At 71.6% G+C, this 11,588-nt stretch carries 9 protein-coding genes and 1 pseudogene; 8 read left to right on the top strand and 2 right to left on the bottom strand.

The genetic code is table 11. The features are described 5' to 3' along the window. Nucleotides 1-136 precede the first annotated feature (136 nt). The 3 genes and pseudogenes from ACFWZ2_RS31560 to ACFWZ2_RS31550 all read left to right on the top strand — a co-directional run bounded on the left by ACFWZ2_RS31560 (nt 137) and on the right by ACFWZ2_RS31550 (nt 3,155). Complete coding sequence (locus ACFWZ2_RS31560; protein WP_384551453.1) at nt 137-1,090, top strand: DUF5819 family protein; 954 nt, start codon at nt 137-139, stop codon at nt 1,088-1,090. Beyond that, nucleotides 1,087-2,379: pseudogene (locus tag ACFWZ2_RS31555) on the top strand (HTTM domain-containing protein). The gene ACFWZ2_RS31560 and the pseudogene ACFWZ2_RS31555 overlap by 4 nt, the downstream one beginning before the upstream one ends. Beyond that, the gene (locus ACFWZ2_RS31550) at nt 2,376-3,155 is read left to right on the top strand and encodes a TrmH family RNA methyltransferase (protein ID WP_384551451.1); all 780 of its coding nucleotides are present in this window, start codon (nt 2,376-2,378) and stop codon (nt 3,153-3,155) included. Before ACFWZ2_RS31555 ends, ACFWZ2_RS31550 begins: the two are co-directional and overlap by 4 nt. Nucleotides 3,156-3,167: 12 nt before the next feature. Here ACFWZ2_RS31550 and paaN read toward each other — a convergent pair whose 3' ends face one another. Then, nucleotides 3,168-4,859 (bottom strand): phenylacetic acid degradation protein PaaN, encoded by a 1,692-nt coding sequence (gene paaN / locus ACFWZ2_RS31545; protein ID WP_384551449.1) that lies wholly within the window; start codon nt 4,857-4,859, stop codon nt 3,168-3,170. 197 nt (nt 4,860-5,056) lie between these two features. Here paaN and ACFWZ2_RS31540 point away from each other — a divergent pair, with 197 nt between their 5' ends. Beyond that, the gene (locus ACFWZ2_RS31540; RefSeq protein WP_384551447.1) at nt 5,057-6,568 is read left to right on the top strand and encodes a 3-hydroxyacyl-CoA dehydrogenase; all 1,512 of its coding nucleotides are present in this window, start codon (nt 5,057-5,059) and stop codon (nt 6,566-6,568) included. Continuing rightward, on the top strand, nt 6,565-7,158 hold the full coding sequence (locus ACFWZ2_RS31535) for a TetR/AcrR family transcriptional regulator (protein WP_384551446.1): 594 nt from the start codon (nt 6,565-6,567) through the stop codon (nt 7,156-7,158). The genes ACFWZ2_RS31540 and ACFWZ2_RS31535 overlap by 4 nt, the downstream gene beginning before the upstream one ends. A 46-nt stretch (nt 7,159-7,204) precedes the next feature. Here ACFWZ2_RS31535 and ACFWZ2_RS31530 read toward each other — a convergent pair whose 3' ends face one another. Beyond that, a complete protein-coding gene (locus tag ACFWZ2_RS31530; RefSeq protein ID WP_384551444.1) occupies nt 7,205-7,699 on the bottom strand; it encodes an Lrp/AsnC family transcriptional regulator in 495 nt (164 codons plus the stop codon). Nucleotides 7,700-7,889: 190 nt separating this feature from the next. On the opposite strand from ACFWZ2_RS31530, the gene pdhA reads away from it, so the two are divergent. The 3 genes from pdhA to ACFWZ2_RS31515 are packed head-to-tail and all read left to right on the top strand — an operon-like array spanning nt 7,890 to nt 11,508. Beyond that, nucleotides 7,890-9,035 carry a pyruvate dehydrogenase (acetyl-transferring) E1 component subunit alpha gene (gene pdhA / locus ACFWZ2_RS31525; protein ID WP_384551442.1) on the top strand — a complete coding sequence of 382 codons (1,146 nt, stop codon included), beginning with the start codon at nt 7,890-7,892 and terminating at the stop codon, nt 9,033-9,035. Further along, nucleotides 9,032-10,048 (top strand): alpha-ketoacid dehydrogenase subunit beta, encoded by a 1,017-nt coding sequence (locus tag ACFWZ2_RS31520; protein WP_384551440.1) that lies wholly within the window; start codon nt 9,032-9,034, stop codon nt 10,046-10,048. The genes pdhA and ACFWZ2_RS31520 overlap by 4 nt, the downstream gene beginning before the upstream one ends. Then, nucleotides 10,048-11,508, top strand: a complete 1,461-nt coding sequence (locus ACFWZ2_RS31515; protein WP_384551439.1) for a dihydrolipoamide acetyltransferase family protein — start codon at nt 10,048-10,050, stop codon at nt 11,506-11,508. The genes ACFWZ2_RS31520 and ACFWZ2_RS31515 overlap by 1 nt, the downstream gene beginning before the upstream one ends. Nucleotides 11,509-11,588 lie beyond the last annotated feature (80 nt).

Genomic DNA, 11,588 nt, shown 5'->3' with positions numbered 1-11,588 from the left:
CGTTGAATTCAATGGTGGGGCTCGCCGCCTTAAGGTGTCAACCCTGTGGATAACTTCGCGGACGCTGTGCGCGGCGGGCAGGCCTGAGTACCGTTCCGGCGGCAGGGTTCGGTGCGGCAACGGGGATCGGGGCGGAATGGACGGGTACGACAAGGGTTCCGGCGGCAAGCCCGCCGGCCCTGGCAAGTCCGCCGGCCCCCGCAGGCCTGTCGGCCCCGGCAAGCCCCCCGGCCCCGACGAGCCCGCCGGGTCCTCAGAACCGGACGAGCGCGCCGGGCCGCCGGGTGGGGCGGATGAGGGTGCCGAGGCGGGTGAGGTGCCTGAGACGGCGGGCCCCGCCGACATCCCCCCGCAGCCCTCCACCACCCCCACCCCCACCCCCGAACCCCGCGCAGGCATCGCCGGTCTCTCGCTCGGCCATCAGATCGCCGCCGCGATCGCGCTGGCCCTGATCGCCGTGGCCGCCTGCGTCCACATAGGGATGCTCTTCCTCCACGTCGCCCCGTCGAACACCGTGACCAAGCAGCACGGCGACGTGGTCGACGACTGGATCTACCCCGAGTTCGAGCAGAACTGGAAGCTCTTCGCACCCAATCCGCTGCAGCAGAACGTCGCGGTGCAGGCCCGTGCCGAGCTGCGTACGGCGGGCGGGGGGGTGCGGACCACCGAGTGGTACGACCTGTCGGCGCGTGACGGCGCCGCCATCGACGGCAGCCTGCTCCCCAGCCACACGCAGCAGAACGAGCTGCGCCGCGCCTGGGACTTCTATGTGGGATCGCACGACGCGCAGAATCGTCCCGTCGGGCTGCGGGGCCAGCTCTCCGACCGCTACGTCCGCCGCCTCGCGCTGATGCGGCTCGACCGGGAGGATCCCGGCGGGAAGGGCGACCGCATCGCGCGCGTGCAGGTGCGTTCCAAGACCACGAACGTACGGCCGCCGAAGTGGAGCGAGGAGACGGTGGCCACCAAGCCGGTGTACCGGGTGCTTCCCTGGTGGACGGTGACGTCCGAGGACATGCCTCTCGGGGACGGCGCCGGAGTCGGGAACGACACCGGCTCGGACCCGGTCGCGAAGGGGAGTGACCGATGAGCCGCTTCGAACGCCCGCTGGCGCGCGGGCTCACCAAGGTCACCGGATTCGCCCTCGGTCCGTACCAGACCGCGGTGATCCGCATCGGCTTCTCCGCGACCTGGCTTCTCTTCCTGCTGCGTGAACTCCCCCATCGTCATGAGCTGTACGGCCCGGACGGTCCCTGGAACTGGGACATGGCCCAGCAGCTCATCGCGAGCAACGGCGCCTTCACGGCGCTGATGTGGTCGGACGGGCGGCTCTGGTTCGAGGCCGTCTATCTGCTGGCCATGGTGAGCAGTGCCCTGCTGCTGCTCGGCTGGCGCACGCGCGCGATGTCCGTGCTCTTCATGATCGGCGTCCTTTCGCTGCAGAACCGCAGCATCTTCATCGGCGACGGCGGCGACAACGTCATCCATCTGATGGCGACCTACTTGGTGTTCACCCGATGCGGTCAGGTCTGGTCCCTGGACGCGCGGCGTGCGGCACGCGCGCGCGTGGCGGGTGGGGAGCATGCCGACGGGATGGCGGGTGCCGACGGGGCGGCAGGCGTCGACGGCCGTGGCCCCCTTGTGCCGGTCGACCGGGTGGGGCCCGTCCTGTGGTGGGTCCTCGCGCTCGGCCTGTCCGCCGTGACGTTCATCGGGGAGGCCGGCGGCTGGCTGCTGTTCTTCTGGGCACTGTTGCTGGTGCACGGCCTGTGGTGGGCCGTCGGACGGCGCTCGCCCCAGGGGCAGCTGCGCAAGCTCTTCGACGTCGTCGCCCATCTCGCCCACAACGCGGCCCTGCTCGTGATCATGGTCGAGGCGTGCCTGATCTACGCGACCGCCGGCTGGTACAAGATCCAGGGGAGTCGCTGGCAGGACGGCACGGCCGTCTACTACCCGCTGAACCTCGACTACTTCTCCCCGTGGCCCGCGCTCTCCGAAGTGCTGTCCTCCAACGGCACCATGCTGATGCTGGTGACCTATGGGACGGTCGCCGTGCAGGTGGCCTTCCCCTTCACGCTCGTCAACCGCCGCGTCAAAAACGTGCTGCTCGCGGCCATGATGTTCGAGCACGCCGTGATCGCGGTCGTCCTCGGTCTGCCGTTCTTCTCGCTCGCGATGATCACGGCCGACGCGGTGTTCCTGCCGACGTCGTTCCTGCGCCGCATGGGCTGATGGGCGGCACGCGCGCGTGCCGGGCTGCTGGCGCGGGTGCCGCTCGACCGGCTTGCCCGCGGGGGCGCCGTGCCGGAGCAGCGTGCCCTGGACGAGGAGCGGGACAAGGAGCCCACCGAGCACGCGCGCGTAGGCTTCACTCCATGAACAGGACGGAAGCGGCGGATCCCGACGACGCCGTGCGCGTCTGGCGCGGGCTCGCCGAGGCCTCCGTGCTGCTCGACGGCTTTCATGCGATCAAGCACGCGCTGCGCTTCGCGGCGCGGGTGCCCGTGGCGCTGACCAGCGACCGGTCCGCCGTGCTCGCCCTCGCCGACGACCTCGCCCCGGACGTGCGGGACGCGCTCGACGCACTGCTCGTGCAGGTCCCCGACGAGCGGTTGCGCGCCCTCGTGCCGCGTCTGCACCCGACGGCGGTCGCCGCTCTCGCCGTACGTCCCTCGCGCGCCGCCAACCTCGCGGCGCTCGCGCGTACGCCGAGGACCGCGCCGGTCGTCGTGCTCGACGATCCCCGCAATCTGGGGAACGCCGGTGCGGTGATCCGGCTCGCCGCGGGGTTCGGGGCGACCGGGGTCGTCACGACCGGCACGCTCGACCCCTGGCACCCCACCGTCGTACGCGGTGGGGCCGGTCTGCACTTCGCGACGGCCGTGGAGCGTGTGGACCTGGCCGAGCTGCCCCAAGGCCCCGTGTTCGCGCTCGACGCGGAGGGCGAGGACATCCGGGGGCTGAAGCTCCCGGACGACGCCGTCCTCGCCTTCGGCTCCGAGCGCAGCGGCCTCTCGGCCGAACTGCGGGACCGCGCCGATCACTTGGTGTCCCTGCCGATGCGTCCGCAGGTCTCCAGCTACAACCTGGCGACGAGCGTCGGCATGACGCTCTTCCACTGGTCGGCGGGCAGGCCCCCGGGTCCGGAGGCCTGAACCCGCCGCGCGTCAGGCGTCCTTGCGGATCTCCACCACACGGAAGCGGTTGGCCACGAACGCGCCGTCGCAGAGCGCCGCGTTCGCCGCGGGGTTGCCGCCCGAGCCGTGGAAGTCCGAGAACGCCGCGGTCTGGTTCACATAGACGCCGCCCGTGAGGTTCAGGGACAGCTGGGCGCACTCCTCGAGGCAGGTCTCCTCCACGGCAGCGGAGACTTCCTGCGATGTCGTGTACGCCCCTACGGTCATTGCGCCCTTGTCCCGCACCGTGCGGCGCAGCAGCTCCACGGCGTCCGCCGCCGAGTCGACGGCGACCGCGAAGGAGACCGGTCCGAAGCACTCGCTCAGATAGGCCGCCTCGGCGTCCGGCTTCGCGCCGTCCAGCTTGACGATCACCGGGGTGCGGACCACCGCGTCCGGGAACTCGGGGTTGGCGATCTCCCGTGAGGCGAGGGCGACTTCACCGAGTCCGGCGGCCGCTTCCAGGCGGGTCTTCACGTCCGGGTTGACCAGCGCGCCGAGGATGCCGTTCGCCCGGGCGTCGTCGCCGAGCAGACCGCTCACCGAGGCCGCGAGGTCGGAGACCACGTCGTCGTACGACTTGGGGCCCGCGTCCGTGGTGATGCCGTCGCGGGGGATCAGGAGGTTCTGCGGGGTGGTGCACATCTGGCCGCTGTACAGCGACAGGGAGAAGGCCAGGTTCGACAGCATCCCCTTGTAGTTGTCCGTCGACTCGACGACGACCGTGTTGACCCCGGCCTTTTCCGTGTAGACCTGCGCCTGGCGGGCGTTGGTCTCCAGCCAGTCGCCGAAGGCCGTGGAGCCGGTGTAGTCGATCAGCTTGATCTCGGGGCGCACGGCGAGGGTCTTGGCGATGCCCTCACCGGGCCGCTCGGCGGCCAGGCAGACGAGGTTCGGGTCGAAGCCCGCGTCGGCGAGGGCCTGGCGGGCGACCTGCACGGTGAGTGCCAGGGGCAGCACCGCGCGCGGGTGGGGCTTGACCAGGACGGGGTTGCCGGTGGCGAGCGAGGCGAAAAGGCCCGGGTAGCCGTTCCACGTCGGGAAGGTGTTGCAGCCGATCAGGAGCGAGATGCCGCGCGCCACGGGCGTGAACCGCTTGTTGAGCGCGAGGGGGTCACGCTTGCCCTGGGGTTTGGTCCACTCGGCGGCGTCGGGGGTGCGGGCCTGCTCGACGTACGCGTACGCGATGGCTTCGAGGCCGCGGTCCTGGGCGTGCGGGCCGCCCGCCTGGAACGCCATCATGAAGGCCTGGCCGCTGGTGTGCATGACCGCGTGCGCGAACTCGTGCGTGCGGGCGCTGATCCGCGACAGGATCTCCAGGCTGACCATCGCGCGCACTTCCGCGCCCGCGTCGCGCCAGGCGCGCATGCCGGCCCGCATCGCGGGGAGCAGGGTGTCGATGTCCGGGTGGGGGTAGGTGATCCCCAACTCCGGGCCGAACGGCGACACTTCGCCGCCCACCCAGTCGTCCGTGCCGGGCTGGTCGAGGTCGAGGCGGGTACCCAGGAGGGCGTCGAAGGCGGCCTTGCCCTCGGGCAGGCTCAGGCTGCCGTCCTCGCCGTACGCCTTGGGGTGTTCGGGGTGGGGCGACCAGTACGCGCGCGTGCGGATGGTCTCCAGCGCCTGGTCGAGGGTGGGCCGGTGCTTGGCGATCAGCTGGTGCGCGGTGAGTTCGGCGGCCATGACAGGACCAACTCCTCGTCGGTCAGCTCATCGTCGAGCTGATGAGCTGGGCAGGAACAGTGGGCAGGGACTGGCTGACAGAGCTAGAGTAACCGAACGATCGGTCGGGACAAGAGGGTCTGCGGAACCTGTGGACAACTTCTCCACGGACACCCCCGAACCCTGCGGCCGACGGGCCGTACGGGAGGATCGCGAGCATGACAGCACTCGAGCTCAGCAGCGCCGTTGCCGTGGTCGGAACCGGCACCATGGGACAGGGCATCGCCCAGGTCGCCCTGGTTGCGGGCCACCCCGTGCGGCTCTACGACGCGGCGCCCGACCGTGCGAGGGCGGCGGCCGACGCGATCGGGGCCCGCCTGGACCGGCTGGTCGAGAAGGGCAGGCTCACCGCCGACGACCGCGCGGCGGCGGGCGCCAGGCTCGCCCCCGCCGAGAGCCTTGAGGAGCTCGCCGACTGCGGACTCGTCGTCGAGGCCGTCCTGGAGCAACTGGACGTCAAACAGCGGCTGTTCCAGGACCTCGAGGACATCGTCGCCGAGGACTGTCTGCTGGCGACCAACACCTCCTCCCTCTCCGTGACCGCCATCGCGGGCGCGCTCAGGAACCCCGGCCGCTTCGTCGGCCTGCACTTCTTCAACCCGGCGCCGCTGCTCCCCCTCGTCGAGGTCGTCAGCGGCTTCGCGACGGACGAGACGGCGGCCACGCGCGCGTACGAGACGGCGAAGGGCTGGGGCAAGACGCCGGTGCGCTGCGCGGACACCCCCGGCTTCATCGTCAACCGCATCGCCAGGCCCTTCTACGCCGAGGCACTGCGCGCGTACGAGGAGCGGGTCGCGGACCCCGCCACCATCGACGCCGTCCTGCGCGAGTGCGGCGGCTTCAAGATGGGCCCCTTCGAACTGACCGACCTCATCGGCCAGGACGTCAACGAGGCCGTCACGCGCTCCGTGTGGGAGTCGTTCTTCCAGGACCCCAAGTTCACGCCGTCGCTCGCCCAGCGCCGCCTCGTCGAGTCGCGCCGTCTCGGGCGCAAGTCGGGGCAGGGCTGGTTCGCGTACGGGGAGGACGCCCCGCGCGCGGAACCGCACACCGCGGCGCCCGCGAAGGCCCCGGAGGCCGTCGCCGTGCACGGTGACCTCTTCCCCGCGGACGCCCTGACCGGCCTCATGGAAGGGGCGGGCATCCGGGTCGGACGCGGCAAGGGCGTCCCCAGCTACCCGGGCTTCATCGAGCTGCCCAGCGGAGTACGGCTCGCCCTTGCGGACGGTTCGGCCCCCGACGCGGCCGCGGAGCCCACGATCCACTTCGACCTCGCCCTCGACTACCGGGCGGCGACCCGGATCGCCCTCTCCCCCTCGGGCAGGGTGAGCGAGCAGGCGCTCCAGGAGGCGGTCGGCCTCTTCCAGGCGCTCGGCAAGAAGGTCAGCGTCATCGGCCACGCCCCGGGGATGATCGTGGCCCGCACGGTGTGGATGCTCGTCGACTTCGCCCTCGACGCCGTGGGCCGCGGGGTCGCGGCGGCGGACGACATCGACACCGCGATGCGGCTCGGCGTCAACTACCCGCAGGGACCCGTCGCATGGGGCCGCGCGCTCACCGCGTACCGGGTGGCAGAGGCGCTCGACCAGCTGAGCGAGGAGTACCCCACCGGGCGCTACGGGCCGTCCCAGGCACTGCGGCGCCAGGCCGTGCGAGAGGAATACTCATGACCACCGCCCGCCGGGACACCTACACCCCGGAGACGCTCCTGAGCGTGGCCGTCCGGGTCTTCAACGAGCGTGGCTACGACGGCACGTCCATGGAGCACCTCTCCAAGGCGGCCGGCATCTCCAAGTCCTCGATCTACCACCACGTGGCGGGCAAGGAGGAGCTGCTGCGCCGCGCGGTGAGCCGGGCCCTCGACGGCCTCTTCGGGATCCTCGCCGAGGAGCACGCGCGCGTGGGCACCGCGGTCGAGCGCCTGGAGTACGTCACGCGCCGCACCGTGGAAGTCCTGGTCGCCGAACTGCCCTATGTGACGCTGCTGCTGCGTGTGCGCGGCAACACGGACACCGAGCGGTGGGCCATGGAGCGGCGCAGGGAGTTCGACCAGCAGGTGGCCGATCTGCTCAAGGAGGCGGTCGCGGACGGCGATCTGCGCTCCGACGCCGATCTGCGCCTGGCCACCCGGCTGCTCTTCGGGATGATCAACTCCATCGTGGAGTGGTACCGCCCGGAGAGCCGCGGCGCCGCCAACGGCGAGCAGATCGCCGACGCGGTCGTGCAGTTGGCCTTCGCGGGGCTGCGCACCGAGCGCTGAGCGCGCCGCCCGCGCCGCCCGCGCCGCCCGCGCGGCCCGGGCGGGATCAGGGATCCGGATCCAGGTCGTCCTCCTCGAAGACCAGCAACGTACGCGTGCTGAGTACTTCGGGGATGGACTGCAGCCGGGTCAGCACCAGTTCGCGCAGCGCGCGGTTGTCCGGCGTGTGCACCAGGAGCAGTACGTCGAAGTCGCCGCTGACCAGCGCGATGTGGGACGCACCGGGAAGTGCGCGCAGATGCTCGCGCACCGTACGCCAGGTGTTCTGAACGATCTTGAGCGTGATGTACGCGGACGCGCCTTGGCCTGCGCGCTCGTGGTTGATCCGCGCCCCGAAACCCCGGATGACGCCGTCGTCGATGAGGCGGTTGATGCGCGCGTACGCGTTGGCCCGTGACACATGGACGCGTTCGGAAACGGAGCGTATCGACGCGCGACCGTCCGTGTGCAGGATCTGGAGGATGTCGCGGTCGATGGCGTCCAGTGGCCGGGGCTCCGGGCGGCCGCCGTCCTGCTGGTCGGCCATTCGTTCAGGTGCCATGTCCCCCCGCCTCCTTACCATGGACGTACTGCATCCATACCAGGCTGTGCAGAACCGTTTGTCCACAGCCTGGAGGTGCCTGTAGCCAAAATGTGCCGACGACCGAACAATCGGTAGGTGAGGCGCATCACATCGCCGTGCCTCGTTTGCCGCTCCCACGAGGAGACCGCTTCCCCCAGGAGGTGCCGTCATGACGGTCATGGAGCAGCGGGGCGCCTACCGGCCCACCCCGCCCCCCGCTTGGCAGCCGAGGACGGATCCCGCGCCGCTGCTGCCGGACGCGGAGCCGTATCGCGTCCTTGGCACCGAGGCCGCGGAGAAGGCCGATCCGGAGCTGCTGCGCCGTCTGTACGCGGAGCTGGTGCGCGGCCGCCGCTACAACACGCAGGCGACGGCCCTGACGAAGCAGGGCAGGCTCGCGGTCTATCCGTCGAGCACCGGGCAGGAAGCCTGCGAGATCGCCGCCGCGTTCGCCCTCCAGGAGCGGGACTGGCTCTTTCCCAGCTACCGGGACACGCTCGCTGCCGTCGCCCGCGGCCTCGACCCGGTCAGCGCGCTGACGCTGCTGCGCGGCGACTGGCACACCGGGTACGACCCGCGCGAGTACCGCACGGCCCCCCTGTGCACCCCGCTCGCGACCCAACTCCCGCACGCCGTGGGCCTCGCGCACGCCGCCCGGCTCAAGGGCGACGACGTGGTCGCGCTCGCCATGGTCGGCGACGGCGGCACCAGCGAGGGCGACTTCCACGAGGCGCTGAACTTCGCGGCCGTGTGGCAGGCGCCCGTGGTCTTCCTCGTGCAGAACAACGGCTTCGCGATCTCCGTGCCGCTCGCCAAGCAGACCGCCGCCCCTTCGCTGGCCCACAAGGCCGTGGGGTACGGCATGCCGGGCCGACTGGTCGACGGCAACGACGCGGTCGCGATGCACGAGGTGCTGAGCGAGGCGGTGTCCCGCGCACGCGCGGGCGGCGGCCCGACCCTCGTCGAGGCGGTCACGTACCGCATGGAAGCCCACACGAACGCCGACGACGCCACCCGCTACCGCCACGACACCGAGGTGGAGGCGTGGCGCGACCACGACCCGATCCTGCTCCTGGAGCGGGAGTTGACGGAGCGCGGACTCCTGGACGACGACGTGAAACGGCAGGCGGACGACGCCGCGGAGGCCATGGCGGCCGATCTGCGCGAGCGCATGAACCAGGACCCGCTGCTCGACCCCATGGACCTCTTCACGCACGTGTACGCCGAGCAGACCTCCCAACTGCGTGAGCAGGCGGCGCAGTTGCGGGCCGAGCTCGAAGTGGCCTCGGAAGAGGCGGAGGAGGACGCACGATGACCACGGTCGCGGCAAAGCCGGCCACCAAACCGGCCACCATGGCGCAGGCGCTCGGGCGCGCGCTGCGCGACTCCATGGCCGACGACCCCTCCGTGCACGTGCTCGGGGAGGACGTCGGCGCGCTCGGCGGGGTCTTCCGGGTCACCGACGGGCTCACCAAGGAGTTCGGCGAGGACCGCTGTACGGACACCCCGCTGGCCGAGGCGGGCATCCTGGGGACGGCGGTCGGCATGGCGATGTACGGCCTGCGGCCCGTCGTCGAGATGCAGTTCGACGCCTTCGCCTACCCCGCCTTCGAGCAGCTGATCTCGCACGTGGCGCGGATGCGCAACCGCACGCGGGGCGCGATGCCCCTGCCCATCACCGTGCGCGTGCCCTACGGCGGCGGGATCGGCGGCGTCGAGCACCACAGCGACTCCTCCGAGGCGTACTACATGGCGACCCCGGGCCTCCATGTCGTCACGCCCGCGACGGTCGCCGACGCGTACGGCCTGCTGCGCGCCTCCATCGCCTCCGACGACCCCGTCGTCTTCCTCGAACCGAAGCGCCTCTACTGGTCCAAGGCGGGCTGGAACCCGGACGCTCCGGAGACCGTTGAACCGATAGGCCGCGCGGTGGTGCGCCGCACCGGACGCAGCGCCACGCTCATCACGTACGGGCCTTCCCTGCCCGTCTGCCTGGAAGCCGCCGAGGCGGCGCGCGCCGAGGGCTGGGACCTCGAAGTGGTCGATCTGCGCTCGCTGGTGCCCTTCGACGACGCGACGGTCGCCGCCTCCGTGCGCCGGACGGGACGGGCCGTCGTCGTGCACGAGTCGGGCGGCTTCGGCGGTCCCGGCGGAGAGATCGTCGCGCGGGTCACCGAGCGGTGCTTCCACCACCTGGAGGCACCGGTGCTGCGGGTCGCGGGCTTCGACATCCCGTATCCGCCGCCGATGCTGGAGAAGCACCATCTGCCGGGCGTCGACCGGATCCTGGACGCGGTCGCGCGGCTTCAGTGGGAGGCGGACAGCTGATGGCCCAGGTGCTCGAATTCAAACTGCCCGACCTCGGGGAGGGCCTGACCGAGGCCGAGATCGTCCGCTGGCTCGTCGAGGTCGGTGACGTCGTCGCGGTGGACCAGCCGGTCGTCGAGGTCGAGACGGCCAAGGCGATGGTCGAGGTGCCGTGTCCCTACGGGGGCGTGGTGACGGCCCGCTTCGGAGACGAGGGCACGGAACTGCCCGTCGGGGCCCCGCTGTTGACGGTCGCCGTCGGAGCCCCTGAGGAGCCCGCCGAGCGTGCCCTCCAGTCGGCCGCCGAGGAGTCCTCGGGGAACGTCCTCGTCGGGTACGGCACGGCGGCGGCACCGGCCCGCCGCAGGCGGGTACGGCCCACGCTGCCCGGACAACCGGCGGAGCCCGTACAGCCCGCACAGCCCGTACAGCCCGCGCCGCCGGAGCCCCCCGCGCGCGGCGAGGGCCCGATTGCGGTGATCTCCCCCCTCGTACGGAAGTTGGCGCGGGAGAACGGCGTGGATCTGCGCGTCCTCGCGGGGTCAGGACCGGACGGTCTGATCACGCGCACCGACGTGGAAGGCGCCATCGCCGCGGGCACACTGGCCGGGCACGGTGCGGGCCCCGCCCCGATCGGCACGTACGCCGAAGCCCCCGAGACCGAGGCGCGCAGGCGTGTGCTCAAGGCGGCGGTCCGTGAGGACGACGAGCTGATCCGCGAGGGCCTGGCCCAGGCGCGCCGTCAGGTGGAGGCGGGCCAGGAGCCCACGCGCGCGGGACTCGCGTCCCGGCACCCGCTGACCGGCATCAGGGGCCTCGTCGCGGACAAGATGTCCCGCAGCAGGCGCGAGATACCGGAGGCCACCTGCTGGGTCGACGCCGACGCGACCGAACTGCTCGCCGCCCGCGCCGCGATGAACGGGGCGACGGGGCCGCGCGAGGGCCAGAAGGTGTCCCTGCTCGCGCTGTTCGCGCGCATCGCCGTGGCCGCGCTGTCCCGGTATCCGATGCTCAACTCCACCGTGGACATGGAAGCGCGCGAGGTGCGCCAGCTCGCCGACATCCACCTCGGCTTCGCCGCGCAGACCGACCGAGGCCTGGTCGTCCCCGTCGTACGCCACTCCCAGACGCGGACCACCGAGTCCATCAACGGAGAGCTGATACGGCTGACGGAGGAGGCGCGGGCCGGCACGCTCACCCCCGGTGACCTCACCGGAGGGACCTTCACGCTGAACAACTACGGCGTGTTCGGGGTCGACGGATCCACGCCGATCATCAACCACCCCGAGGCGGCCATGCTCGGCGTGGGCCGCATCGTGCCCAAGCCCTGGGTGCACCAAGGGGAGTTGGCGGTGCGGCACGTGGTCCAGCTGTCGCTGACGTTCGACCACCGGGTGTGCGACGGCGGCACGGCGGGCGGCTTCCTGCGGTACGTGGCGGACTGCGTCGAACAGCCTGCGGTGCTGCTGCGCTCCGTGTGACGGGCCCGCGCCGCCCTCCCCGGGGCGACACCGGAGTGACAGAAGTCCCTTGCCCGAAGGGCCCTTCGCGGGGGTGGCAA

It is taken from the genome of Streptomyces sp. NPDC059002 (assembly GCF_042740435.1).
In the GTDB taxonomy this organism is placed as follows: Bacteria; Actinomycetota; Actinomycetes; order Streptomycetales; family Streptomycetaceae; genus Streptomyces.
Note: the sequence above shows the minus strand (reverse complement) of the source record. Positions and strands in the feature narration are given on the sequence as shown.

What these genes read in the sequence shown, in the direction of transcription:
- ACFWZ2_RS31560 (WP_384551453.1), top strand. Translation starts at nt 137, where the DNA reads ATGGACGGGTACGACAAGGGTTCCGGCGGCAAGCCCGCCGGCCCTGGC.
- ACFWZ2_RS31550 (WP_384551451.1), top strand. Translation starts at nt 2,376, where the DNA reads ATGAACAGGACGGAAGCGGCGGATCCCGACGACGCCGTGCGCGTCTGG.
- paaN (WP_384551449.1), bottom strand. Translation starts at nt 4,859, where the DNA reads ATGGCCGCCGAACTCACCGCGCACCAGCTGATCGCCAAGCACCGGCCC.
- ACFWZ2_RS31540 (WP_384551447.1), top strand. Translation starts at nt 5,057, where the DNA reads ATGACAGCACTCGAGCTCAGCAGCGCCGTTGCCGTGGTCGGAACCGGC.
- ACFWZ2_RS31535 (WP_384551446.1), top strand. Translation starts at nt 6,565, where the DNA reads ATGACCACCGCCCGCCGGGACACCTACACCCCGGAGACGCTCCTGAGC.
- ACFWZ2_RS31530 (WP_384551444.1), bottom strand. Translation starts at nt 7,699, where the DNA reads ATGGCACCTGAACGAATGGCCGACCAGCAGGACGGCGGCCGCCCGGAG.
- pdhA (WP_384551442.1), top strand. Translation starts at nt 7,890, where the DNA reads ATGACGGTCATGGAGCAGCGGGGCGCCTACCGGCCCACCCCGCCCCCC.
- ACFWZ2_RS31520 (WP_384551440.1), top strand. Translation starts at nt 9,032, where the DNA reads ATGACCACGGTCGCGGCAAAGCCGGCCACCAAACCGGCCACCATGGCG.
- ACFWZ2_RS31515 (WP_384551439.1), top strand. Translation starts at nt 10,048, where the DNA reads ATGGCCCAGGTGCTCGAATTCAAACTGCCCGACCTCGGGGAGGGCCTG.